20 protein-coding genes are annotated in these 24,312 nt (G+C 69.3%); 12 read left to right on the forward strand and 8 right to left on the reverse strand.

The features are described 5' to 3' along the window. Positions 1 to 56 precede the first annotated feature (56 nt). The 3 genes from ACX1D1_RS04035 (at position 57) to ACX1D1_RS04045 (ending at position 3,266) form a co-directional block, all read left to right on the forward strand. Positions 57 to 527, forward strand: a complete 471-nt coding sequence (locus ACX1D1_RS04035; protein ID WP_459056032.1) for a VOC family protein — start codon at positions 57 to 59, stop codon at positions 525 to 527. A gap of 112 nt (positions 528 to 639) precedes the next feature. Next, on the forward strand, positions 640 to 2,283 hold the full coding sequence (locus ACX1D1_RS04040) for an N-6 DNA methylase (protein WP_459056033.1): 1,644 nt from the start codon (positions 640 to 642) through the stop codon (positions 2,281 to 2,283). An 11-nt stretch (positions 2,284 to 2,294) separates the two neighbouring features. After that, positions 2,295 to 3,266: a hypothetical protein gene (locus ACX1D1_RS04045; protein ID WP_459056034.1), complete on the forward strand. Its 972-nt coding sequence runs from the start codon at positions 2,295 to 2,297 to the stop codon at positions 3,264 to 3,266. Positions 3,267 to 3,445: 179 nt separating this feature from the next. Here ACX1D1_RS04045 and ACX1D1_RS04050 read toward each other — a convergent pair whose 3' ends face one another. Further along, the gene (locus tag ACX1D1_RS04050; RefSeq protein ID WP_459056035.1) at positions 3,446 to 4,096 is read right to left on the reverse strand and encodes a family 1 glycosylhydrolase; all 651 of its coding nucleotides are present in this window, start codon (positions 4,094 to 4,096) and stop codon (positions 3,446 to 3,448) included. A gap of 1 nt (position 4,097) precedes the next feature. Here ACX1D1_RS04050 and ACX1D1_RS04055 point away from each other — a divergent pair, with 1 nt between their 5' ends. Beyond that, entirely contained in the window at positions 4,098 to 4,568 is a 471-nt protein-coding gene (locus ACX1D1_RS04055) for an alpha-L-rhamnosidase C-terminal domain-containing protein (RefSeq protein ID WP_459056036.1), read from the forward strand. A gap of 332 nt (positions 4,569 to 4,900) precedes the next feature. Here ACX1D1_RS04055 and ACX1D1_RS04060 read toward each other — a convergent pair whose 3' ends face one another. From ACX1D1_RS04060 to ACX1D1_RS04075, 4 genes are all read right to left on the reverse strand, one after another. Continuing rightward, positions 4,901 to 5,488, reverse strand: a complete 588-nt coding sequence (locus ACX1D1_RS04060; RefSeq protein WP_459056037.1) for a hypothetical protein — start codon at positions 5,486 to 5,488, stop codon at positions 4,901 to 4,903. Between the two features lie 146 nt (positions 5,489 to 5,634). After that, the gene (locus tag ACX1D1_RS04065; RefSeq protein ID WP_459056038.1) at positions 5,635 to 6,537 is read right to left on the reverse strand and encodes an NBR1-Ig-like domain-containing protein; all 903 of its coding nucleotides are present in this window, start codon (positions 6,535 to 6,537) and stop codon (positions 5,635 to 5,637) included. A 269-nt stretch (positions 6,538 to 6,806) separates the two neighbouring features. Further along, positions 6,807 to 7,814 (reverse strand): LacI family DNA-binding transcriptional regulator, encoded by a 1,008-nt coding sequence (locus ACX1D1_RS04070; RefSeq protein WP_459056039.1) that lies wholly within the window; start codon positions 7,812 to 7,814, stop codon positions 6,807 to 6,809. 61 nt (positions 7,815 to 7,875) lie between these two features. Next, positions 7,876 to 10,137, reverse strand: a complete 2,262-nt coding sequence (locus ACX1D1_RS04075) for an alpha-galactosidase (protein ID WP_459056040.1) — start codon at positions 10,135 to 10,137, stop codon at positions 7,876 to 7,878. A gap of 256 nt (positions 10,138 to 10,393) precedes the next feature. On the opposite strand from ACX1D1_RS04075, the gene ACX1D1_RS04080 reads away from it, so the two are divergent. The 5 genes from ACX1D1_RS04080 to ACX1D1_RS04100 all read left to right on the forward strand — a co-directional run bounded on the left by ACX1D1_RS04080 (position 10,394) and on the right by ACX1D1_RS04100 (position 17,000). Then, the gene (locus ACX1D1_RS04080; protein WP_459056041.1) at positions 10,394 to 11,305 is read left to right on the forward strand and encodes a carbohydrate ABC transporter permease; all 912 of its coding nucleotides are present in this window, start codon (positions 10,394 to 10,396) and stop codon (positions 11,303 to 11,305) included. Between the two features lie 12 nt (positions 11,306 to 11,317). Beyond that, the gene (locus ACX1D1_RS04085; RefSeq protein WP_182783305.1) at positions 11,318 to 12,241 is read left to right on the forward strand and encodes a carbohydrate ABC transporter permease; all 924 of its coding nucleotides are present in this window, start codon (positions 11,318 to 11,320) and stop codon (positions 12,239 to 12,241) included. Between the two features lie 63 nt (positions 12,242 to 12,304). After that, the gene (locus ACX1D1_RS04090; protein WP_459056042.1) at positions 12,305 to 13,696 is read left to right on the forward strand and encodes an ABC transporter substrate-binding protein; all 1,392 of its coding nucleotides are present in this window, start codon (positions 12,305 to 12,307) and stop codon (positions 13,694 to 13,696) included. A 164-nt stretch (positions 13,697 to 13,860) separates the two neighbouring features. After that, the gene (locus tag ACX1D1_RS04095; protein ID WP_459056043.1) at positions 13,861 to 15,492 is read left to right on the forward strand and encodes an alpha-amylase family protein; all 1,632 of its coding nucleotides are present in this window, start codon (positions 13,861 to 13,863) and stop codon (positions 15,490 to 15,492) included. A gap of 182 nt (positions 15,493 to 15,674) precedes the next feature. Then, the gene (locus ACX1D1_RS04100) at positions 15,675 to 17,000 is read left to right on the forward strand and encodes a serine hydrolase domain-containing protein (RefSeq protein ID WP_459056044.1); all 1,326 of its coding nucleotides are present in this window, start codon (positions 15,675 to 15,677) and stop codon (positions 16,998 to 17,000) included. Positions 17,001 to 17,242: 242 nt separating this feature from the next. Here the strand turns inward: ACX1D1_RS04100 and ACX1D1_RS04105 are convergent, their stop codons facing one another. Continuing rightward, positions 17,243 to 18,424: an MFS transporter gene (locus ACX1D1_RS04105; protein WP_459056045.1), complete on the reverse strand. Its 1,182-nt coding sequence runs from the start codon at positions 18,422 to 18,424 to the stop codon at positions 17,243 to 17,245. A gap of 175 nt (positions 18,425 to 18,599) precedes the next feature. On the opposite strand from ACX1D1_RS04105, the gene ACX1D1_RS04110 reads away from it, so the two are divergent. Both ACX1D1_RS04110 and ACX1D1_RS04115 read left to right on the forward strand, forming a co-directional pair. After that, positions 18,600 to 19,397 carry a CPBP family intramembrane glutamic endopeptidase gene (locus ACX1D1_RS04110; protein WP_459056046.1) on the forward strand — a complete coding sequence of 266 codons (798 nt, stop codon included), beginning with the start codon at positions 18,600 to 18,602 and terminating at the stop codon, positions 19,395 to 19,397. 4 nt (positions 19,398 to 19,401) lie between these two features. Beyond that, on the forward strand, positions 19,402 to 19,974 hold the full coding sequence (locus ACX1D1_RS04115; protein ID WP_182800363.1) for a TetR/AcrR family transcriptional regulator: 573 nt from the start codon (positions 19,402 to 19,404) through the stop codon (positions 19,972 to 19,974). 17 nt (positions 19,975 to 19,991) lie between these two features. On the opposite strand, the gene ACX1D1_RS04120 is transcribed toward ACX1D1_RS04115, so the two are convergent. Beyond that, entirely contained in the window at positions 19,992 to 21,509 is a 1,518-nt protein-coding gene (locus ACX1D1_RS04120; RefSeq protein WP_459056047.1) for a DUF1593 domain-containing protein, read from the reverse strand. Positions 21,510 to 21,756: 247 nt separating this feature from the next. Then, positions 21,757 to 22,491: a FadR/GntR family transcriptional regulator gene (locus ACX1D1_RS04125; protein WP_459056048.1), complete on the reverse strand. Its 735-nt coding sequence runs from the start codon at positions 22,489 to 22,491 to the stop codon at positions 21,757 to 21,759. Positions 22,492 to 22,583: 92 nt separating this feature from the next. Between ACX1D1_RS04125 and ACX1D1_RS04130 the strand changes: the two genes are divergently transcribed. Beyond that, a complete protein-coding gene (locus tag ACX1D1_RS04130) occupies positions 22,584 to 24,212 on the forward strand; it encodes an ABC transporter substrate-binding protein (protein ID WP_459056049.1) in 1,629 nt (542 codons plus the stop codon). The last annotated feature ends 100 nt before the right edge of the window (positions 24,213 to 24,312 follow it).

Below are 24,312 nucleotides of genomic sequence, written 5' to 3' on the forward strand. Positions count from 1 at the left end.
CTGCGCACAGGGTCCGGTGTCTGCGAAGACGCGTCCGAGTGGTCTAGCGTCGGGGCATGGACGCTCGTGTGAACTTCATCACCCTCGCCGTGACCGATGTCGCGGCCGCCCGACGCTTCTACGTCGACGGGCTGGGCTGGGCTCCCGCCTTCGAGGCAGACGGCATCGTGATGGTGCGACTGTCGCCGACGCTCGTGCTGTCGCTGTGGGATGAGGACCAGTTCGAAGCCGAAGTGGGCCCCATCAGCCGCGGCGACGGGCTGGTGCCGTTCACACTCGCGCACAACGTGCCGAGTCGCGAGGACGTGGACCGGGTGCTCGCCGAGGCGGAGGCCGCGGGAGCGTCCGCGGTCTCCCTCGGGCAGGAGCGCGACTGGGGCGGATACAGCGGGTACTTCGCCGACCCGGACGGGGTCCGGTGGGAGGTCGCCTACAACCCGGGCCCGTTGGGCGTCGAGTTGATGGAGGCCGAAGCGGTGAACCGAGTCCCTGGCCCGGGACACCTCACTCCTGCCGACGCTGGCTGAGCCGACCGCGGAGCCAGGCCCGCCGCTGCGGGATCCCCTGGGACCGTGGATCGGGAAATGTCAGAGCCGTCCGCCAGAGTGTGGTCTGTAGGGTTGGCGGCAGGAGGACCGAGTGACCACTGAACCCATCAGGGACACCGCGGCGGCGCGCAAGGCGCGCGGCGCGTTCTTCACGCCACCCGAAGTGACGGAATTCCTGTGCCGCTGGGCCATCCGGCAACCGACGGACCGTGTCCTCGAGCCCAGCTGCGGCGATGGCGCGATTCTCGAGGCAGCCGTGCACCGTCTGCAGACGCTCGGTGGCGCCACGCCGGTGGTGGCCCACGAGCTGCATCCTGAGTCCGCCGGAGACGCGCGCGAGCTACTGAAAGCCCGTGGTCATCCCGGAGAGGTCAACGTCGGCGATTTCCTCGCGACGACGGCCACCCCCGGCTTCGACGCCGTCGTGGGCAATCCGCCCTACGTCAGATACCAGGGCTTCACAGGCCAGGCGCGTGCAACCGGACTCGCGGCAGCACTGGCTCAAGGGGTGCGCTTGAGCAAGTTGGCGAGTTCGTGGGCCCCCTTCGTGGTCCACACGGCGGGGTATCTCGCTCCGGGCGGCCGTCTGGCCCTTGTGCTCCCAGCCGAGCTTCTCTCCGCCAACTACGGTCAGGAGGTCCGAGACTTCCTCCTGGAACGCTTCGGCCGAGTGAGTGTTGCGCTGATCGATCGGCAGGTCTTCCCGGGAGTCCAGACCGAGGCGCTGCTCCTCCTTGCGGAAGGAAGTGGCGGGACGAACCATGTGTCCTTCGCGATTGTCGATGAGGCCGAGGATCTGCACAGTGTGATCTTCGACACGATCCTCGACGTGCTGCCGGGGCAGCGGTGGACAACCGCGTTGGTCTCGGACGAGGCTACGCGGGCGCTGCATCGACTGACCACCGCGGGGACTTTCGCTCCCTTGGCCGCATGGGGGAGGCTCAGCCTCGGCGCCGTTACTGGTAACAACAAGTACTTCCTGCTGAGTCCCTCGACGGCTCGCGAGCTCGGGCTCACGGCGGAGGACACGATTCGCGTGTCGCCCCCGGGGTCGAGCCATCTTCGATCCTTGGCCTTCGGGCTCTCCGAGCATGGTGATCTGGGCGAGAGAGGCGCGAAGACGCTGATGTTCAGACCGGATGTTCCGTCCTCCGCTGGGCGTGCATACATCGCGGCAGGAGAGGCCGCCGGGGTGGACCAGGCCTACAAGTGCCGTGTCCGCTCGCCGTGGTGGCGGACGCCCCTCCCTGCTCCGCCGGACCTGTTCTTCACCTACATGAACCAGGGGACGCCGCAGCTGGCGGCCAACCCTGGGCAACTGCGCTACGTCAACTCGGTGCACGGCCTGTATCTCGGCCAGGAGCTCAAGGGTCTGTCCGATGTGGCGGCGGTAGCCGCCCTCAACAGCGTGACTGCTCTGTCGGCAGAGACGGCTGGCCGCGCCTACGGCGGCGGCGTGCTGAAGATGGAGCCACGGGAGGCTGCGGCGTTGCTCGTTCCCGCCCCGGCCCTGGTCCGGCAGCACTCCGATCAGCTCAGGGATGCCTTGCCGACCCTCCGCGGAATCCTCTCGCAGGGGAGGCTGATGGAGGCGCAGCAGATCGTAGACCACATCCTCCTGGGAGTGGCACGAGGGGAGCGCGCCGCTCTGCCCGCGATTCGGGAGGCCCGAGACATCCTGTCGCGCCGCAGGCACACCCGGGCCACAAGTCGCTCCACGAAGGGAAACCTGTGAGTTCACTGCGCATGAGGGCGTGGGCCCTGTTCGACCGAATCGTCGCCACCGCTCAACTCCGTGACGTCAATCCTTGGCACGTGGACGGTGGGGGCGGCGTTAGGTTTGAGCCGGACTACGCCACGCTGGCGAAGCTGCTGGCGGTGCCGGCTCACCTCATCGCAGCGAGTCAGTCGGGCGTACCCGCGCTGGCCCTCGATGTGTGGGTGGCCTCCGATCTTCGTCGGGCTGGGTTCGATCCCAACAGAGTGTGGCCCCGCGCCGTCGCGCCCAGGGTGCTCCCCGACGAGGTGGTCAGCTTCGTAGCTGCGCTTCCGGCGAAACAGCGGGCAGACGCGCAGGAGCGGATCAATGTGCGCGGCGCTGGTGGATCGACGTCGGCCAACATTCTGGGCAAGAACTACGTCAAACAGGTCGACGTGGTGATGAGTTCGTGGGCAACGGGTCCGGAACTGATGATCTCCACCAAGCGGATGGACTCGTCGTTCGGGAAGAACGCCGCGAACCGGGTTGAAGAGAGCTACGGGGACGCGAAGAACCTGCGCTCTCGTCACCCGCAGGCCGCCCTCGGATTCTTCTACAGCCTCGGGTCCAGTGCGCTCGACCAGGAGCCGGACACCGCCCGCTGGCTGATTGACCTCCTCGGGAAGCTCGGCCGTGAGGCGGATGCCTACGATGCTGTCGGCCTGATCATTCCGTCGGTGACGATGGGCGTGATGGGGACAGCATCGGAGGATGCCCCGGCGGGTCCGCTGGAACCGGGAGTCGCGGAGCCACTGGCGGTGGACCCGACCGACAGCGCTGAAGCCACGGATGCGGATCTGGCCGCACTTCCCGCGGTGAGGTTGGACCGCGGCGCGGTGCCCGACGAGCTGGACCCTGGTCGCTTCCTCGCGACGATGTGCACTCTGGTGCTCGAGCGCACGCCGATCAACTTCCACCGGGAAGCGAGGGGTAGGCGCGCGGCAGCAGCGGGTCGATGAATCCAAGCCAGTCTGGGGGACACATCACTACCACCGCAGACTGAGGCAGCCGCGGCGCCGCTTCGCGGCTCGTCCCGGCTCAACCGGCGTCGGGTGGGTCGTGTCCCGGCTCGACCGGTGGCGGTGGGTGGGGGTTCGCGGACGGTCTGCCATCCACGGATCACCACTCTGCGAGGCCCTTAGACGGAGACGGCGGAGCGGGACGCGATCTCGGCCGCGAACACCCGCGACGACTCCTTTGGGGTGCGCTCCAGGGTGTCGCGGTCCACCGCGTGGAGCCCGAACTTCGGGCCGTAGGCCGAGACCCACTCGAAGTTGTCCAGGAACGTCCAGTGGCAGTACCCGAGGACGGGGACGCCGTCGGCGATCGCACGGTCGAGACCGGTCAGGGCCTCCGGGATGAACGCGCACCGCTGGGCGTCGTCCTCGGTGGAGAGGCCGTGCTCGGTGACCAGCACCGGGACCCCCGTCGCGGCGGCCACGTAGCGGACCGCGCCCTCGAGCGACCCGGGGGAGATCGGCGAGCCCATCCCGTTCAGCTCCGCCGCCGGCCCATGGGCCACCCGCCCGGAGGCGTCGTAGAGCGCCTGCTCGTAGTTCTGTACCCCGACGAAGTCGTCGCTCTTCGCCAGCTCGAGCCAGCGCCCGTAGCAGGTGGCCCGCACACGGTCGCGGTGCGCCTCCCCGCCCGGCAGGGCCACGTCGTCGGCCACCGCGATGGAGAGGCCTACCGGGACATCCGGCCGAACCGCCTTGATCGCGGCTCGTGCCGCGACATGCGCCGCCTCGAACCCGTCCTCCAAGCCGTCGATCTCCTCCAGCTTTGCCACGTTGCCCGCCCGGTACCGCGACACCCCGGCAGCGGCCGACGCGGCGTCGAGGGTCGCGGCGCTCAGCTTCCAGATTTCGGCCGGCAGCAGGTCGGCCAGGATGTGCTGGAGGTTGGGCTCGTTGAGCGTCGTGGTCGACGTCGTGGTGCCCGCGAACGCGACCGCGGAAGTGCGGCTTCCTGGCCTCGACCCAGTCGAGGTTAGCTCGGGTGCGCACCACTTCGAGTCGCAGTACCCACGGTTCCGCGAGGCGGCGGGGTCGCTGTCGGTGCGCTCGACGTTGGCGGATCTGGTGGACCGGCCGGCGGCGGTCGCGGCGATCCGCGAGGAGCTGGCCGGGTTCTCGGCCGGCTACGCCGACGGCTTCTTCGCTAGGACTGCCTGGACCGACGGCTGCCGCCTCACTGACGTGCTCTTCGGGGTGCCTCCGCACGTCCGGGCCCGGCTCGACGAGCGGTTGTCGGCCCTCTGACCTGCCACCCCTCCACAGAGTGTGGATTCAGGGATGGTAGACCGACGCTGAGGCCACACTCCGCGAGCACCCTGTCTCGCCACCGCGCAGCCCGGCGGCTCAGGTTTCTGAGGCTTCGAGGCCGCTGCGCGGCTCCTCAGCCAACGGGGCAGGCCACACCCGCTGGCTGAGGCGCGACGAGCGAAGCGAGGAGCCTCGAAGCTCAGAAAAGTGACCTTGTCGGCCTACGTTTTAGAGGCTTCGAGGCCGCTGCGCGGCTCCTCAGCCAACGGGGCAGGCCGCTGCGCGGCTCCTCAGCCATCGGGGCGGCTCCTCAGCCGGCGGAAGACGGCTCACGGGCAGGTCGCCTCGAAGCTTCCCGGGACCGCTTCCATGAGGTCGGTCTCATAGTCAACGAACCCCACCTCTCCGCTGGGCTCCTTGCCGCTGAGGTTGATGAACTCGTCCGCGTTCGTGTCGGAGTCCCAGCTGACGGTCGGATCCTCGAAGTTCTCGACGTCGTGGATGCTGGCGGAGTGCCCGAACTCGTCGATGGACAGGTAGAACTGGACGCCGTCGGCGATCGCGGACAGCACGAACTCGGCTCCCTCCTGGCCGATTTCGTCCGGGCCGAACGCGCACAGGACGCCGTCGAAGTCCCAGGTCTCATCGCCGATGGTGAGGGAGGCAGAGCCGCCGGTCTGTTGCCCCTCGAGGTTGTCGGCCATGTCGGAGAAGTCCTCCGCCATCTCAGAGGCGTTCTCCTCCAGCTCATCGACCGATACGCTGCCCGGATCGGCGGCCGCTGACGAGGCCGCGGCGCCTACCTCCGACGCGATGTCGCTGGCGGCGGGCGCATCGTCGGCCCCTCCGCAGGCGGTGACGCCGAGGGCCAGGGCGGCGGTGAGGGCGAGCAGGCGGGACTGTGGGCGGATTGACATGTCCAGACCTCCGGTTCGGTGACGTCCATCCAGCGTAGGGCGTTGCGCTCGTGCGTCCACCGGTGTATGTCGAACGGTGCGCCGGGGCACAGATGACGGCGGGCCAAAAGTCGTGCCGCGCAACTATCGGCCGGCATCTCCACTGATCAGCGCTGCCACGGCTCGTTGGCCAACGAGAGGGCGATGTCGTAGGCGCCGCCCGACACCGAGCCCCACCCCGAGGTCGCGACTGTCTGCCCATCGCCGGCGACGAGGTTGTACACCCGCGTGTCCCGTGGGGTGCCGGTGACGCAGCTCGACCCCACGGAGAGTGTCGCGGCAGACCTGGCGTTGACCACGTGATCGACGAGGGACAGCTCCGTGACGACTTTGACCGATGTCTCGCCTCCCGCGCAGAGCTCGTGCGTGTAGGAATCGGTGGGGCGCAGCGAGGTCAGCACAATGTCCGGCTCGATGAAGATCAACTCCTTCGTCTTGTCGGAGCTGAATGTGTTGCGGTCGATGACGGTGAGATCCACCCGCAGCGAGACGGCCCGACGCACCTCGTCGGCATCGGCGGAAGGCGTGGATCCCGAGGCGTTGGCCGTGGGGGTGGCGCCAGCTGACGGGAAGCCTTGAGGCACGAGGATGCTCGGAAACACGGGGATGGGCTGGAGCGGGACGAGGACCGTCCCCGTCCCGGTTGAGTCCGCCACGGTCACGATTTCAGAGGTGAGGATCGTCCCGAACTGTCTCCCGTCCGGCGCTCGCAGCTGCCACGCCCCCCGGTGGTCCCCGGGCTCGCCCGGCGTCGTCACGCTCACGGTGATGTCGGCAGTCCCTCCGGGCACGATCGGGCGAACTGTAGGAGTTGGACCGGCGGGGCTGAGGTCTCCGTCGAGGTGGATGAGTTCTGTACCCTCCGGCCAGCTGCCGCAGCCAGTGTTGACCAGCCGCCAGCTCTTGTCGAAGGTGGTGTCGACCGGCAACTGGGTGCCGTCGGGTGCGCTCAGGTGTCCGGCCAAGGCCGCGTCCGGCGCGCAGTCTGGCTCGTCAGGTGTCGCGGCCACGGAACTCGCAGCAGTGGTGGCCGTGGACGCGTCGGCTCGCGACGGCTGGGGCTGTGCCGTCGAGGCTCCCCCCAGCGTGATGGAGGCGCTACACCCGGTGGCGAAGGCGCACAGAGTCAGAGCCGTAATCCAGCGTCGTGTCATCAGAGCACCCCCGGCGATCGGTTTCGGGTCAGCCTATCCCGGGGCGTCAGTGGCTGAAGGCGGATGCCGGACCCCGAGCTTGCGCGATGGGGACCTCGCAGGCCCAGCCGTCGGTCACCTTCGGCTCAGCAGCCGCAGGACGTCCGGAGGATCAGCTCCGGCCGAAACACCTGCCCCGCGCCGCCCGGGTGGAGCAACTGACGGACGGCCGCCTTGGCCATCGCTCCCATGGGTACCCCGGCCGTCGTCAACGGTGGGACGGTGAACTCCGCCTCGGGTGAGCCGTCGAAGGAGGTGAGGGCGATGTCGTCGGGGACGGTGCGGCCGAGTGCGTTCAGGCCGGCGATGAGTCCGATCGCCTGCTGGTCCGACATGGTGAACACCGCGGTGCAGTCCGGGAAGTCGCGCACCAGACGCGACGCCGCCTCCCGGCCTCCTGCCGACGACCAGTTGACGCGGAGGAGGGCATCGGTGGGCAGACCGGCCTCGCCCAACACGTCACGCCAGGCGCGCTCGCGGTCGTCGACGACGCGGTGGTTGTCAAGGGTGTCCGAGCCCGCGATCAGCGCGATCCGCCGATGCCCATGGACCTCGACGAGATGACGCACCGCCTCGCGTCCGCCGGCGTAGAAGTCCGGGTACACCGACGTGTCGTCGACGTCGGGCGGCACCAGGCTCAGCCGGACCATGGTGATCTTGTTGCGCAGAACGACCGCCATGGCGGCCGGCTCAGGCACCGCCGCGGTGATGATCCCGGCCACCAGGTGCCCACTGAGTGACTCGATCAACTGATCCAGGTGGCCCGTCGGCCCCTGCGCCAGCACCAGGTTGACGCCCTGCGCCCGCGCCTCCACCTCGACGGCCTGCGCGAGCGCCGCGAAGTAGGGGTTCCGGACGTCGGGGACGATCAGCCCCACCAGGTCCGAGCGACCCATGATCAGCGAGCGCGCGGCGGCGTTGGGGCGGTATCCGAGCTTGTCGATGGCGTCGAGGACCCGCGCCCGGGTGGCGGGGGCCACCGGACGCGGACCGTTGTTGACCACGTAGCTCACCACCGCTGAGCTCACCCCCGCGAGGCGTGCGACGTCGTCGCGGGTGGCGCCACGCGTGACGCGAGCCGCTTCGCTGGACATCGCACTCCTTCGGATCGGTGTGATCACAGGGTATTGGCCGCCGGCCCCGCCGGGAAACGGGTCAGTCGACGGCCTCCACCAGGTAGATGAGCGCGTGATCCGGATGGACGGAGGCCTCCATCAACCCGGCCGAGGACAGCACGCTGCCAGGCAGCACCACGCCGGCCTCGTCGGCCACGGGCACCAACTTCGGCGGGCGGCCGTGGGTGAGGTCCACGGTCTCCGTGGTCATGTCGCGCTTCACGCCCCACCACGACGGCGGGCGCAGCCCCGACGGAACCCGGCCCACCAGCGCCGGCGACACCCGGTAGCGGCGCTTCGGATCCAGCCCCGGCATCCGCAGCCGCCCCCGGAGGCTGGTGACGTGGGTGGAGACCGCCGCGTAGGAGTAGATGGCCCGGGAACGATCCGGCGCGACGACGCCCGTCGCGGTCAGCGACTCGTCGGGGAAGTCCAGCCGCACCAGGTCGCCGCCGTGCAGCAGCGAGCGGTGCTCCTTGTGGAAGGCCACCCATTCGGTCAGCTCCTCCAGCGCGGACTCCGACGCCTGGCGCAGGTCCCACTCGATCCCCAGGTGTCCGAAGATCGCGGTGGCGGCCCGGAAGTTGAGCTCGTGCGTGCGGCCGGTGGTGTGCGAGGTGCCTGAGGCGATGTGCGAGCCCAGCATCTCCGGCGGCAGCAGCTGCTGGGTCCAGCGCATCATCTGCTGGCGCTCCAGTGGGTCGATGCAGTCCGAGACCCACACGCGGTCCGTGCGCTGCAGGATGCCGAGGTCTACGCGGGCGCCGCCGGAGGAGCAGGACTCGATCTCCAGTCCCGGGTGGGCGGCTTTGAGCTCGTCGATCAGCCGGTAGACGGCCTGGGTCTGGGCGTGCACGCCCGCCTGTCCGAGGGGGTGGGTGCCGGCGTCGATGAGGTCGCGGTTGTGGTCCCACTTGATGTAGCTGATGTCGTATTCGCCCAGGATGGCGAGCATCTGGTCGCGGATGTAGGCGTAGCACTCGGGGATGCCGAGGTTGATCACCTGCTGGAAGCGGGTCTCGACCGGCATCCGGGAGCCGGTGGCCATGATCCACTCGGGATGCGCGCGGGCCACGTCGGAGTCCTCGTTGACCATCTCGGGCTCGAACCAGAGCCCGAACTGCATGCCGAGCTCCTTGACGCGGTTGACCAGCGGGTGGAGACCTTCCGGCCACATGTCGGTGGAGACCACCCAGTCGCCGAGGCCGGCGTGGTCGTCGCGGCGGCCGCCGAACCAGCCGTCGTCGAGCACGTAGCGCTCCACGCCGACGGCGGCCGCCTTCTCCGCGAGCTCCAGGAGCGGCTGCAGGGAATGGTCGAAGTAGACCGCTTCCCACACGTTGATGGTGACCGGGCGCGTCGACGACGGGTGCTGCGGCCGCGACCTCAGGTAGCGGTGGAAGCGTCGCGCCACCTCGTCGAGGCCGACGCCGTAGGAGCCGTACAGCCAGGGAGATTCGTAGGCGGCGCCGGGCGCGAGGGTGACCTCGCCGGGAAGCAGGAGCTCGCCGCCGCCGATGAACTGCTCGCCGGTGAAGCCGCGCTCGGCGATGTGGGTGTGGTTGCCGGACCAGCCCACGTGGACGCCCCACACCTCACCCTCGGCGAAGCCGAACCCGGGGACGCCCGCGTGGAGGACGGTGGCGGCATCTGCGCCGGTGCGGCCCTTGCGGCCCTCGCGGACGTGCGCGCCGACGGTGAAGGCGCGGCGCTGCGGCACCCGCTCCTTGGCCCAGCGGCCCGCCTGGTCCTGCAGCTCCGAGGCGACGGTGGGGACGGGGTAGGCGAGGATCAGGTCGTCGACGCGGTAGCCGTCGTCGCCTGTGTTGGTGAGCCGAGCCTGGCTGCGCAGCACGCCGCCGGGGGTGAGCTCGAGGGTGAGGGCCAGCTCGAGGCCGGCCACGTCGTCGGCGGCGAGAACGGTCATGCTGCCGTGCCCGAGCTCCACGAGGGTGGCCTGCTCGGCCGCGGCGTCGGTCTCCACGCCGTCGATCAGAAGGGTGTGGGTGACGAACTTCGGCGACCACGCGGCGCCGTCTGCGCGTGACCCGCTGAGCCCGGGGCGACCCATCCAGCCGGCCCAGTGCTCGGGGAGGATCGAGAGGCGGGTGGGGTCGTCGACCATGCTGGGCGCCACCGGCATGACGGCGGTGAGCGCCAGCGCGGTCGCGTCGTCGAGGGTGAGGCTGCCGAGCTCCGGGCCCCAGTGCAGGAGCGCGGGGAGCCTGCCGTCGGTGAGGTCGACGACGACGCCGACCCCCTCTGCGGACAGGGTGACGAACGCGTGGACGCGGTGGCTCATGGTGGGGATCCTCCTGGATCTGAGCGGGTTCTGTGGGGAGTGACCGGCGTGGCTTGAACTGCATTGTCCGTCGATCATCTACGCATGTAGATAACATGGTTGCACCACCCTGTAGACGAACGCAAGCGTCAATTCTGGGAGATAACGATTCTGTAACAGGGTCTTGCTCTACCGATGTGACGCGTGTAGATTTCATCATGCGAACCCGCACACCCCCCGTCAGAGATGCCGGGGCAGTCCCAAAGAGGGGAACGTGGTGAGTACACGAACACTCGAGCACAGCCTCGACACGAACCGTAAGCGCAAGAGCGACCTCCGCACTGCGCTGATGTTCATCGCCCCCGCCGCCGTCGGCTTCGTGGTTTTCTACCTCGTGCCGGCCATCCGCGGTGTCTACTTCAGCTTCACGCAGTACAACATCCTGGGCACCCCCACCTGGATCGGCACCGAGAACTTCGAGAAGATCGCGGTTGATCCGCTGTTCTGGAACGCCATGTGGGTGACCACCGGCTACGTGCTGCTCAACATCGGCTTCCAGACCATCATCGCGATCATGCTGGCCGTGATGATGCAGCGGCTGACCAAGTCCATCGCGCTGCGCGGCGCCCTCCTGCTGCCGTGGCTGATCTCCAACGTCATCGCCGCCATGCTGTGGTTCTGGCTGCTGGACTACCAGATCGGCCTGTTCAACCAGATCATCGAGTGGATGGGCGCCTCCCGGATCGCCTTCTTCGCCGACGAGGCGTGGGCCATCCCCACCATCGCCTTCGTCAACGTGTGGCGACACATGGGCTACACCGCTCTGCTGGTGTTCGCCGGCCTGCAGACCATCCCGAAGTACATCTACGAGGCCGCCTCCATCGACGGCGCCTCCGAGTGGACGTCGTTCTGGAAGATGACGCTGCCGCTGCTTCGCCCCGTGCTCGCGATGATCCTGGTCATCACGGTCACCGGCTCGTTCCAGGTGTTCGACACCGTGGCAGTGACCACTCGCGGCGGACCCGTCAACGTCACCCGCGTGATGCAGTACTACATCTACCAGAAGGCCTTCGGTGAAGGTCAGTTCGGCTACGGCAGCGCCCTGGCCGTCATCCTCTTCATCATCCTCGCCGTCCTGGCTGCCATCCAACTGCGGATGTTGCGTGCCGGCGAGTCGGACCTGGCGTAAAGGAGTCCCATCATGGCCAATCACGCTGACACCACCACCGACGCACCGGTGAGGAAACGCAACAAGATGAGCGCTGGGCGGATCCTCGCCTGGGCGGTGATGATCGCCTTCCTGATCCTCTCGCTCTTCCCGTTCTACTGGATGCTGCGCACCGCACTGTCGACCAGCCGGTCGCTGTCGTCGGACCCGTCGTCCCTGCTACCCGTCGACTTCACGTTCGGCGCCTTCGAGCGCGTGCTCGGGCTCGCCACCCAAGAGGAGGCCATCGCCGAGGGCGGCTCCGGCGCGTCGGTGAACTTCTGGCTCTACCTGCGCAACTCGGTCATCTACGCCGGTGCGGTGACGCTCGGCCAGGTGTTCTTCTCCGCGATGGCCGCCTACGCCTTCGCTCGCCTCCGCTGGCCCGGACGCAACCTCGTGTTCGGCATCTTCCTCGGCGCACTGCTGGTGCCGCCGATCTTCACCAGCCTCCCCAACTTCCTGCTGATCAAGAACCTCGGCCTGCTCAACACCTTCCCGGGCATGATCCTGCCGACGTTCCTCATGACTCCGTTCGCCATCTTCTTCCTGCGCCAGTTCTTCCTGGGCATCAACCGGGAGATCGAGGAGTCTGCCTCGCTCGACGGGGCAGGGCCCTGGCGCACGTTCTTCAAGATCATCCTGCCGATGAGCACCGCGCCCATCACCACCCTGGGGATCCTCACCTTCATCACCACCTGGAACGACTACTTCTGGCCGCTTCTGGTGGGCAACTCAGAGGGCACCAAGGTGCTCACCGTCGCGCTCGGCGTGTTCAGGTCTCAGACCCCCGCCGGCTCGCCGGACTGGGCCGGCCTCATGGCCGCCACCCTCGTGGCAGCGGTCCCCGTCCTCATCCTGTTCTTCATGTTCGCCCGCAAGATCATCGATTCGATCGGCTACTCGGGCAGCAAGTAGCCCGCGGTAGTCACCCTCCCTCCGTCCGCCCTCTCTCCCCACCCCTTCCCGAAAGGAACAGCAATGCCGAAGTTCACCCTCCGCAAGGCCGGCACCGCCCTCGCGGCAGTCACCGCCCTGTCCCTGTCGCTGACCGCTTGTGGCGGCGACACCGAGCCCACCGCCACCACCGGCGGCGGCGAGGCCATCGACACCAGCGCAGCCTCCGGCGAGATCGATTACTGGCTCTGGGACAACAACCAGAAGCCCGCCTACGAGCAGTGCGCCGCCGACTTCGCCGCTGAGTCCGGCGTCACCGTCACCATCACCCAGTACGCCTGGGACGATTACTGGTCCGGCATCACCAACGGCTTCGTGGCCGGCACCGCCCCGGACGTGTTCACCAACCACCTGTCGCGGTACCCGGAGTTCGTCACCCAGGGCCAGCTGCAGTCCCTGACTGCCACCCTCGAGGCCGACGGCGTGGATGTCGACGGCTACCAGGAGGGCCTCGCGGACCTCTGGGTGGGCCAGGACGGCGAGCGCTACGGCCTGCCGAAGGACTTCGACACCGTGGCCATCTTCTACAACAAGGCCCTCATCGCCGACGCCGGCGTCGACGAGGCCGAGTTGGCCACCCTCGAATGGAACCCTGAGGACGGCGGCACCTACGAGGAGATGATCGCCCACCTCACCATCGACACCAACGGTGTTCGCGGCGACGAGCCCGGCTTCGACAAGGACAGGGTCGCGGTGTACGGCCTCGGCCTCGACGGAGGCTCGGGCGGCGGCAACGGCCAGACGCAGTGGAGCATGTACACCGGCACCACGGACTGGACCATGACCGACAAGAACCCCTGGGGCACCAAGTACAACTACGACGCCGCCGAGTTCAAGGACACCATCTCCTGGATGGCCTCGCTGGCCGAGAAGGGCTACATGCCCACCGTCGAGGCCGTCACCGGTCAGAGCTCCGGCGACATCTTCGGCGCCGGCAAGTACGCCATGATCACCAACGGCTCGTGGATGATCAACCAGATGTTCGGCTACACCGGCATCGAGACCGGCCTGGCCCCCACCCCCACCGGCCCCTCCGGTGAGCGCGCCTCCATGTACAACGGCCTGGCTGACTCCGTGTGGGCCGGCTCGGACAACAAGGCCGCGGCCGTCAAGTGGGTCGAGTACCTCGGCTCCGCTGCCTGCCAGGACATCGTCGGCGAGGCCGGCGTCGTCTTCCCGGCCATCCCGTCGGCCACCGAGAAGGCGCAGGCTGCCTTCGCGGATCGTGGGATCGACGTGGAGCCGTTCCTGGTGCACGTGAACGAGGGCACCACCTTCCTGTTCCCGATCACCGACTACGCCTCGCAGATCACCGGCATCATGCAGCCGGCGGTCGACGCGGTGTTCACCGGTGCGGCCGACGCCGACTCCCTGGATGCGGCAAACGAGCAGGTCAACGCCCTGTTCAACGGCTGATCTACTGATTGACGAGGGGCCGGGCGGGTGACCGCCCGGCCCCTTCGTCTGGTCCGAGTTGAGCAAATGGCAGGGGTCGCGGTGAGGCCCACGCTCAGGTCACGCGTGGGGGACTCCGCGACCCCTGCCATTTGCTCAAACCACCCCACCCCACAGGAGAAGTCATGGCAACTCTGAGCGTCCCGACGCCCGACCTGATCCGGGTCCAGCGGGGGCCCCGGGGTGCTTGGCGCAGCCCGTCCGAGGCCGCCGCCCTCGTCGACCTGCGTCCTGACGGCGGGGGACTTGCCGTCAACGTCTCCGTCGCGACCGGCGTGGTGCTGAGCCGGGTCCATCTCCGCTGGCGCCGCCCGGTGCCATCCGACGCGCTGGTCCTCGGGGACGAGTGGGAACGCACCTACGGCGACACCTGCTGGCAGCCGCTCCGCGCCGAGGCCGTCCACCCGTGGATGGTGCTGATCCACTCACCGTCGGCCGCCACCACCTGGGGCGCGGGCGTCGACGTCCGCGCGGGATCGTTCGCGTTCTGGACGGTGGACGACGCCGGGGTGTCGCTCTGGCTCGACCTCCGCGCCGGCTCGGACCCCGTCGAGCTCGGGGACCGCGAGCTGACCGCCGCCGTCGTCCGCTTCGTCGACGGTGGGCCCGCCTTCGCGACCCAGGGCGAGCTGGCCTCGGCACTCTGCCGCGACCCTCGCCCTTCCGGACCCCTCGTCGGCGCCAACAACTGGTACTACGCCTACGGTCGCGGGTTCGACGCCGACGCGGTGGTGCGCGACGCGAGGACCGTCGCCGAGCTCGTCGGCGACCATCCCGTCCGACCCTTCGGCGTCGTCGACGACGGGTGGAGCCTCGACGGCACCGCCGACGGACTGCCGGCCTCCGGCGGCCCGTGGGACGTGGGCCGCGCGATCGAGTTCCCGGACATGGCGGAGGTGGCGGCGAGGATCGCGGCAGAGGGCGTGCGGCCCGGGATCTGGTTCCGGCCGCTGCAGCACCGCTGGCAGCCCGAGGCCGGCGGGCTGCGTCCGTGGGAGGGCGGCTGGGCGCTGGACCCCAGCCACCCCGCGACCCTCGAGCGCGTCGCCGATGACGTGCGACGCATCCGCGCCTGGGGCTTCGAGCTGATCAAGCACGACTTCTCCACCTTCGAGGCACTCGGCCAGTGGGGCCCGACGATGGGCCCGCGCCCCATCGCCGACGGCGTGCACGTGCACGACCGGACGCGGACGACCGCCGAGGTGCTGGTGGACTTCTACCGGGCGATCCGGGAGGCAGGAGGCGACGGCGGGGTGGTGCTGGGCTGCAACGTGGTCGGGCACCTGGCGGCCGGCCTCGTCGAGGCGCAGCGCACCGGCGACGACACCTCCGGCCTCGTGTGGGAGCGGACCCGGCGCGTGGGGGTCAACACCCTGGCGTTTCGGGCGGCCCAGCACGGGCGGTTCTTCACGGTCGACGCGGACTGCGTGCCCAGCACGCCCGGGACGGACTGGGGGAAGAACCGCCAGTTCCTGGACCTGATCGCACGGTCTGGGACGGCGCTGTTCGTGTCGGTGGACCCTGTGACAAGGACTGATGCGGTGGAAGCCGACCTGTCGGCGGCGCTGCGGCTGGCGCTCGACGGCGGGGCGCCCGGGGGAGTGGAGCCGCTCGACTGGCTGCACACGTCGACCCCGTCGCTATGGCGCTCGGGCAGTGAGACGGTGCGCTACGAGTGGATGGCCGACGAGGGGTCGGACCCCTTCGACGCGACGGGGGACGCCGCCCCGCCCGCCGCTGAGGACACCGCGGGCTGAGGCGTGAACAGCGGCGCTCCTCGCCATCGTCAAGAACGCAGCATGGCCGGTGTGATTTCTGAGGAATCCAGGTGACTTCGTGGCCGCTCGGCTGGCTGTCAGGGCGGCCGCTTCGCCCGCCTCAGCCTGCGGAGGTGGGCCACCTTGCGCCACCACATCGTGCGGATTGGTAGGTTCGGGGCATGCGTTGGGTGATCCGGATCCTGCTGGCCTTCGTCGCACTCGCGGTCATCGCCGGCGCCGCCGGCTACTGGTACGCGCGCCCGCTCCTCCTCACCGGCACCGGCTACGCCGCCCACAATGCGTGCGCGCTCACACGGATCGCGGAACGACCCGCCGGCGACGACCTCCCGCCCAACGCACTCGTGCCCTACCTGCGCACCAGCACCACCGACGACGGCGCCCGCACCTCCGTCCTGGGAGCGATCGTCGGGCAGCGAGCCTGGTACTCCGCCGGCTTCGGCTGCACCCTCGCCGACCGCGCCCCAGACCTCGGCGACCCCACACCCGCCAGCCCCAACCCGCTCACCTCGGCGCCCGCGCCCGCCCCCTCCGCGGAGCTCGACGCCGCCGTCGGCCTGGCGTTCGGTGACGACCTCGACGCCGCCGCCCGCGACGACCTGGGCACCCGCGCCGTCGTCGTCCTCCACGACGGGCAACTCGTGGCCGAGCGCTACGCCGACGGCTTCACCGCGCAGACCCCGCAGCTCGGCTGGTCGATGGCCAAGAGCGTGGCCAACCTGCTGACCGGGGTGATGGTGGCCAACGACAGGGTCGCCGTCGACGACGACGCGCTGCGACCGGAGTGGACCGACGCCCGCCGCGACATCACCGTCGACGACCTGATGCGCGGGACGAGCGGACTGCAGTGGGACGAGACCTACGATCTCGGCACACCCATCACCCGGATGCTGTACCTGGAAGAGGACATGGCGGACTATGTCGCGGGGCTGCCGCTGGCCCACACCCCGGGCGACTACCAGCAGTATTCGAGTGGCGGCACGAACCTGCTGTGCTCGGTGCTGACCGAGCGGGCCGGGGTCGACGCCGACCTGCCACGACGGGGGCTGCTGGTGCCGCTGGGGTTGTCGTCGGCGGTGTGGGAGGCCGACGCGACAGGCACGCCGGTGTGCAGCTCCTACCTCTGGGCGACCCCCCGCGACTGGGCGAGCATGGGGCAGTTCGCGCTGCAGGACGGTGTGTGGGAGGGGGGCCGGCTGCTGCCGGAGGGGTGGATGGCGGCGTCCACGACGGTGACGGAGGTCGCCGAGAGCGAGGAGGTGGGGTACGCGGCCGGATGGTGGGTCAATCAGCTGCCCGACGGGTCGCTCGTCGATGGTTCGCTCCCGGCTGATGCCTACTGGGCGACGGGACACGACGGGCAGCGGATGTACGTGGTGCCGTCGGCTGGCCTGGTGGTGGTGCGGTTGGGGTTCAGCCCGGATGTCGCGGGGGAGGATCTTCGGGTGGGCGCACTGGTGGCGGAGTTGGTGTCGCGGCTTGGGTGATCGGGCGCGAAGCGCGGAAACGTGCCAGGACTGACACCCACCCCACCCTGCCTTCAGCGTGGCTGCCACCACTAGGGACCCGTCTCCGCTGGGTCCGGGCACCACAGAGCTTGCTGCGGAGGGTGCACTCGCTGAAGCCTGACTCGCCGCGCCGGAGGTTCCGGAACGAAGACATCGAACCTCCGGTTGTCATGCGTCCGAGTGTGGACTGGGCCCATCCGTGTGGGATCCCCCGGGGGGCTTCAGGCGTCCCTGCGCTCGAACCAGAGCCAGGCCGTCGTCAGGACCGCGACGCCGACGCCCGCGGCGAGGAACGTCCACGCGGGGATCAACAGCGACGCGGTGCTGACTGCGTAGGGCGCGAGAAATCCGATGTAGGTGAGGCTGTAGACCACGGCGGTCGTCGGGGCCATCAGGTGCGGCGGCGTGTGGTGCTCGACGATCGTGATGCTGCCGACCATGAGGAGGCCGTGCGCCGCCCCCAACACCACCGCGGCGGGAACCAGCCACAGGGGGTGGGGGAACAACGCGGCGGCGGTCGCGACCATCATGCCGAGGGTCAGCACGGCCATGCCCAGCGGTGGCGTCCGGCCAGGGTCATGGTGGGCGTAGCGTCGGACCGACGGCTGCACCATCACGCTGGTGCCGAGGGTGAGTCCTGCGGTCAGGCCCGCGGCGGCCACGCGGGGCAGGCCAGGGACAGGGCCCACTAGGGCTGGGGTCACGGCGAAGGCGACCGTCGCGGCCCCGAACACCCAGGGCGCGGAGGGCACGATCAGCTTCCAGAACCAGCCGTGCATCAAGTGCCGCGCGGCGGCCGCGACCGTCGGGGTGGGCTGGCCGGACGTGTCGAGCTCGGGCGCGTTCCAGACGATGGCCGCGGCGACGGCCTGCACGATCAGGTGCACCGCGTAGGCGAGCTGGAGCGGTGCCGGGAACCACTGCGCGAGGAGGCCGGCGACCATGGGTCCGATCGCGAAGCCGGCCGTCAACGCCACCGTGGAACGGCGGGCGCCCGTCCCCAGCGGCAGCCCGGCGGACAGCTCCTTCACCCACGCCGTGCCGGGCGCCATGACGAACCCGACCCCGATCCCGGACGCGATGCGCCCGGCGAACAGCAGCCCGGGGGAGTCGGCGCCGAGCAGCAACAGGGCGCTGCCCAGCAGCATCAGCACCGAGGAGATCCGCACCATCAGGCGCTTGCCCTGGTGCTGCGACATCCACGCAGCGGCGAGCAGGGCGGGCACGAGGCCCCCGACGTACGCGGCGAACATGCCCGTCACCAGTTGCTCGGACAGCCCTCGCTCGTCCCGGTAGACAAGCAGCATCGGCGCGAACTGGTTGGCGCCCCAGCCCGCGGCCAGCATGGCCAGCGCCACCCGCCGCCAGGTGCGCGGGGTGGCGGTGGCATGCAGGGCGTCCATGCGTTCATCCTCGCGCGTCGGGACGTTGGCCGCCCGGTCCGCCAAGTAGCGACGCGGTGGTCCGCGACTTCGAAGGAGATGTGCTCGACCCCCCCGGGGGCCGGGGACTCGGCCTCGGGCTTGACACAACGGAATACGGGCGTATTATGAATACATTCGTATTCCAGGAGGTCCCGTGTCCATCCATCTCGCACCCAGAACCGATCCCGCCGCGCCGGCCCGTCCGCTAGCCAGCTGGGACACCCGCCACCCGTGGCGGATCGCTGCCGCCGTCGGGCTGGGTGGGGTGCTGCTGACCGCCGTCGGCATGGGGGTCGTCGACGCGCGGGGGCTGCACGGCGCGACGGCGCTACTCATCCCGGCCGCGTTCGTCTGGCTCTCCGCCATTCTGGGGTTGCTGGTGATGTGGCGGTCCCGTCCGCCGATGGCTGACTACGGCTTCCGTCGGCCCGAGGGCGTGAACCGGGTCTTCTGGGCTCTCCCGCTGATTGCCGTGGTGGTGATCGTGATAGCCACCTCGGAGATCCGGCTGGTCCCCGCGACACTCGCCGCCTCAACCCTGCTGGCGGTCGCCGTCGGCTTCAACGAGGAGATCTGGTTCCGCGGCCTGCTTCTGACCGCCCTTCGCCAGCTCGGTGCGCGCCGCTCCATCGTGGCCTCTTCGGCGATCTTCGGTGCCCTGCATCTGACCAACGTCTTTACCGGTCAACCGCTGCCCCACCTGCTGGCGCAGTTCGCGTTCGCCTGCCTGGTGGGCTTCGTGCTGGCCGAGGTCGTCGCACTGACGGGCAGCCTGTGGGTCGGAATCGTGTGGCACGTGGTCTACGACGCGGTGGCGTTCACCGTCGTCGACGACTTCACCGACCGCGGGTTGGTGGGGCTGACGGTGATCGTCGTGATTCTGACCGCCTACGCTGCCTGGCTGTGGCGGGCGCTCCCTGTGGACGGGCCGCGTGTCGCGGTGGCAGGCTGACCCGGTGCAGCTGACTCCGCGACAGACCGAGTTCGCCGACGCCGCCCTGCGGATGCTGGTGCGCGAGGGCATGGCGGCGGTGAGCTTCCGGACGGTCGCGGCGGAGGCGGGGATGTCGGTGGGGGCGGTGCAGAAGGCGTTCCCTACCAAGGACGAGATGCTGCGCGCGATGTTCGCGCGGCTGCGGGCGACGGCGTCCGCCCCTGTCCTGTCCGAGCCCGGGAGGCCGACGCTGAGCGGCTGGCTGGTGGACCTCATGGTCGCGGTTCTGCCCCTCGACGGGCCCCGTCGTGCCGCCGAGTTGCAGGGTGCCGCGTTCGCCGAGCGGGCCGCCTTCGACCCCGCCATCGCCGACGCGGTGGCGTCGTCGGACCGGGAGCTGCGGGTCGCGATCGCGGGGCTGGTGAACCGGGCCCGGGCCGAGGGCGAGGTGCCGGGCTCGGTGGACGCGGACGCCGTCGCGTGGGGGGTGCTGGCGTTCATGCAGGGGATGTCAAGCCAGCTGCTGTACGACCCGGCGCCCGAGGATGAGGTCCGACGGCAGTGCGAGTGGGTCGTCGACGGGCTGCTCAGCTGAGTCGCCGGGAGGGACGCTCAGCCGACGGTGACCACCACTTGGGCGTACCTCGTGAGAGCGGGGGTGCCGTCGTCGGTGACCTCGATCACGACCACCGCGCGCTGACCCGGCTGCGCCGTCGACGGGAGGGTGATCGTCGCCTCGAAGCCGTCTGATTCCAGCGTCGGCTCGTCGCTCAGCGTGCCGGCCTCTGCGTAGACCCACCACCTCGCCGTGAGCGCGTCCCCGTCGGGGTCGCTGGCCGTGGCGACCAGGGTTGCCGATCCGCCCGGGGCGAGGGTCACGTCGGCCGGGCCCGACACGTCGGGCGCGTGGTTTGCTCCGCGGTAGTCCGGCGTGATGCCCCAGTCGGCGCGCGCCGCGAAGTCGTTCTGGAAGGCGGCAGTCCAGCGGGCGACAGTGTGGAGACGCTGGTCGAGCCCGGCGTGGGGGTTGTGGTCCTCCCCTGCGACGAAGGTGTGCGGGTTCGCCTCTGTGGCCACGAGCCGGCCGCCCCAACCGCCCAGGCTCGGATCCTCGAGGAAGCGCAGGCCGGTGGGGATGAGGCACATGAAGGCAGGGGTGTCGCCCTCGCCGGTCCAGTCCAGCCGCTCGAACCCGCCGATGATGTCGAACATCTTGAATCGCGACGGGTCCTTGGCCATGCCTGGCTGCCAGCCTGGGTTGTCGCCCTCGCCCTCGAAGTAGGTGCCGTCGCCGATCAGCCCGTAGTGGGCGAGTACCGGGCCGTGGCCGTACTTGATGTTGGGCGCCCAGAACGAGGCCTGGTAGTAGGGCAGGACCTCAGGGGAGGCGAACCTGCGGGAGAACGAGGTGAACCCGCCGAAGGCGCCGTCGAAGTCGAGCAGCGGGATCTCGGGCCACGCCTCGGCGATGTAGTCGGCATAGGCGGTGTCCTGCTGGCCGATGCTGAGGATGACCGCCTTGCGCGTGACCTTCGCCCTGATGTCGGCCCACTCGTCGGATCCGAGGTACCGCGTCTCGATGCTGAACAGGGCGCGGGCGATGGTGTTCGTCCCGCCCCAGACCTGCAGGTACAGCGGTCGGGGGTCGTCGTCGAGGAGCGCTGCCTCGATCAGTTCGGAACCCTCGGTGTCGGCGCTGAAGTCGCTCTCGAAGGTGACGTTGCCCACCGCGACGGTGGCCCAGAGGTCGGCGGGGGAGGGGTACGACCGGTCGTGCTGGAGCAGGTTGGGATAGACCTGGCTGTAGTCGTGCAGGATGATCCGCTCCATCCAGCCCATCGGCTCCCAGCGCCAGGTGGTGGCGTCGTCCGAGCGGGCCTCGCTGCCGGCCGTCTCGCCCATGAAGCTGGTGAGCATCCCCGCCTCCCGCGCCTCGCGGAGGGTGTGGACGCCGTCGCCCTGCCAGTGATGGACCGACGAGTTGTAGATCAGGCCGACGATGTTCAGCTCGTTGGCGTAATAGAGCAGACGCAGGAACGAGTTGATGTCGTCGGCTTCGCTGTCTGTGGTGATGATCGTCCGGGGACGCGAGGCTGGCGGGACCGACTGCGAGGCTGGGAGGTGCTGCACCACGACAGCATAACACTGCGGTATCGAATAGGTATGCAAAGCAGGCCCTGATTCAGGGGGTGCGTGCGCCGATCCACGGCTTTCGGGCGCAACCAGCCCGGAATCGGGGTGGGATGGAGGCGACCGACCTGCAACTTGCTATCCATGGCGCGGCTTCTGCGCATATGCACAGAAGCCGCGCCATGGATAGCAGGTTGCAGATGGTCGGAAGCCAATTACAGGCGCTGACGGTGGGAGCAGCCGATCGTCAGGCGTGAACGGAGTCCAGAACCCTCAACAGCGGCGCGTAATGGTTCTCGATGGCGGCCCGGTAGGTCGGCAGGTCCCGGGCGACGGCGGCGTCCAGCATCGCCCGGTGGGCCGCCACCGTGTCCGCGATGTCGCGCGGGGTCGGAACCCCCAGCCGCGGGGCCAGGCGGGTGTGCACGTCCCAGAACGCCCCCACCAGTTCCGCGTAGAGCTCGTTGCTCAGCATCGACGCCAGCGCCAGGTGGAATGCCCGGTCCTCCGCGGCGAAGGACTCGTCGCGCTCGCTGTGCTCGGCCATCGCGTCGCAGAGCCCGCTGAGCTCGCCGGCCACATCGTCGTCCATGTGCTCGACCACCGCCGGAGCCAGTGTGTGGTCCAACCCGCTGCGCACCTCGACGATCTGCCGCAACGACTCGAAATCCTGGCCCGGCAGCACCACGCCCCGGAACGCCAATCCCTCGACCAGCGGCCGCAGCGACATCTGCCCGACGAAGGTGCCCGTCCCGTGGCGCACCTCGAGGATGTCCAGGGCCACCAGGGTGCGGACGGCCTCGCGCAGGTTTCCTCGCGACACGTCCAGCAGGTCCACCAGCTGGGCCTCCGTCGGCAGCGGATCGCCCGGCTGAAGGGCCTCGGTGAGGATCAGCTCCTTGACTGCGTGAATGGTGGACCTCAGGCGCTGCGGTTCGTTCCTGGCCATGAATACCCCCGAGATGGTGAGCGAAACGCTCACGGTATTGAGCGAAGTGGAAGCGGACGTCGATTCCATGCGCTAGCCTAGCGGACACATCAGACATCGGATGTCCGATCACCTAGGAGTCAATGATGAACCAGATGCCCGTCACCTCCCGACGGAGTCTCCTCAAGCTCGCGGGCACCATCGGTGCAGCCGCGACACTCACCGCCACGCTCGCCGCCTGCAGTGGCCCGAGCGACACCCCGTCGGCCACCCCCGACGCCACCGACGCCTCCAGCGCCCCGGCCTCGTCGGCCGGAGCCACCGGCGCGATCACCGCCGCCATCTCCTACGAGCTGGGCACCAACGGCTACGACCCGATGACCACGACGGCGGCGCTCACTGTCGCGGCCAACTGGCACACCTTCGAGGGCCTCACCGAGATCCACCCCGCCACCCGCGAGGTTTTCGCCGCGCTCGGCAAGGACCTGCCCACGCAGATCGACGACACCACCTGGGAGGTCACCCTCCGCGACGGCGCGGTCTTCCACGACGGCACCCCCGTCACCACCGACGACGTCGTGTTCTCCTTCCAGCGGGTCCTCGACCCGGCGAACAAGAGCCTCTACGCCTCGTTCATCCCCTTCCTCGACTCAGTGGCGAAGAAGGATGACACGACGGTCACCCTCACGCTCAAGTACCCCTTCTCCCTGGTGGCCGAGCGGCTGTCGGTGGTCAAGATCGTGCCCCAGGCCCTCGTCACGGCCGATCAGAAGGCCTTCGATCTCGCCCCCGTCGGCACCGGTCCTTACACGATGACCGACAATGGGGCCGCCTCGCAGACGATCAAGTTCGAGAAGTTCGACGGCTACACCGGCCCCCAGCCGGCCCGCGCCGCCACCATGGAGTGGCAGATCATCCCCGACGACTCCACCCGCACCAACGCGCTCACCTCGGACACCGTCCAGGCGATCGACTCCGTCCCGGTGGCCAACCTCGCCACGCTGGCCGAGTCCAAGTCGGTGGCTGCGGAGCAGGGATTCGGCCTGGTCTTCGTGATGTTCAACACCGGCAGCGCCCCCATGGACGACGTCCGCAACCGCCAGGCGGTCATGTACGCGCTCGACTACGACAAGATCTGCAACGTGGGCATGTCCGGGCTCGCGACCCCGGCCACCGCCTTCGTGCAGAAGGAGCACCCCGCCTACAAGGCCGCCAAAGTCCAGTACCCGGGAAACCAGGCCAAGGCCAAGGAGCTCCTGGCGGAGACCGGCCTCACGCAGGTGCGCCTGCTCGCTTCGGACCATGGCTTCTTCGCGGGCGTGCGTCCGATGATCAAGGAGTCGCTGGAGGCGGCCGGCCTCACCGTGGCATACGAGGAGAAGAAGTCCTCCGACGTCTACGCCACCATCGACGGCGCCCCTGATGCTTTCGACATCGTCGTGGCCCCGGGAGACCCCTCGGTGTTCGGCGACGACGCGGACCTCCTGCTGCGCTGGTGGTACGCCGGCGAGACCTGGACCGATGCCCGCATGCACTGGAAGGGCCAGGAATCGCACGCGAAGGTGCAGGAACTGCTGGACACCGCCTCGCAGTCCACCGGTGACGAGCAGAAGGCCGCGTGGCACGAGACGTTCGACGTGATCAGCGAGAACGTCCCGCTCTACCCGATCTTCCACCGCAAGACGCCTACCGGCTTCGATCCGGAGACGCTGACCGACTTCAAGCCGATCGCGGTGACCGGCCTGTCGTTCGTCGGCGTCGGCTCGACCAAGTAACCCGCCGGGCGGCGCACGCGCGCCCCTCGGGCCCATGGCGGCGCCGTCGATCCGTCCTCGACGGCGCCGCCCCAGCGGGGCCTACGAACTAGGAGTTCAC

The organism is Tessaracoccus luoxuelianae (assembly GCF_054483915.1).

What these genes read in the sequence shown, in the direction of transcription:
- ACX1D1_RS04075 (WP_459056040.1), bottom strand. Translation starts at nt 10,137, where the DNA reads ATGAGCCACCGCGTCCACGCGTTCGTCACCCTGTCCGCAGAGGGGGTC.
- ACX1D1_RS04070 (WP_459056039.1), bottom strand. Translation starts at nt 7,814, where the DNA reads ATGTCCAGCGAAGCGGCTCGCGTCACGCGTGGCGCCACCCGCGACGAC.
- ACX1D1_RS04035 (WP_459056032.1), top strand. Translation starts at nt 57, where the DNA reads ATGGACGCTCGTGTGAACTTCATCACCCTCGCCGTGACCGATGTCGCG.
- ACX1D1_RS04100 (WP_459056044.1), top strand. Translation starts at nt 15,675, where the DNA reads ATGCGTTGGGTGATCCGGATCCTGCTGGCCTTCGTCGCACTCGCGGTC.
- ACX1D1_RS04045 (WP_459056034.1), top strand. Translation starts at nt 2,295, where the DNA reads ATGAGGGCGTGGGCCCTGTTCGACCGAATCGTCGCCACCGCTCAACTC.
- ACX1D1_RS04105 (WP_459056045.1), bottom strand. Translation starts at nt 18,424, where the DNA reads ATGGACGCCCTGCATGCCACCGCCACCCCGCGCACCTGGCGGCGGGTG.
- ACX1D1_RS04095 (WP_459056043.1), top strand. Translation starts at nt 13,861, where the DNA reads ATGGCAACTCTGAGCGTCCCGACGCCCGACCTGATCCGGGTCCAGCGG.
- ACX1D1_RS04085 (WP_182783305.1), top strand. Translation starts at nt 11,318, where the DNA reads ATGGCCAATCACGCTGACACCACCACCGACGCACCGGTGAGGAAACGC.
- ACX1D1_RS04060 (WP_459056037.1), bottom strand. Translation starts at nt 5,488, where the DNA reads ATGTCAATCCGCCCACAGTCCCGCCTGCTCGCCCTCACCGCCGCCCTG.
- ACX1D1_RS04130 (WP_459056049.1), top strand. Translation starts at nt 22,584, where the DNA reads ATGAACCAGATGCCCGTCACCTCCCGACGGAGTCTCCTCAAGCTCGCG.
- ACX1D1_RS04090 (WP_459056042.1), top strand. Translation starts at nt 12,305, where the DNA reads ATGCCGAAGTTCACCCTCCGCAAGGCCGGCACCGCCCTCGCGGCAGTC.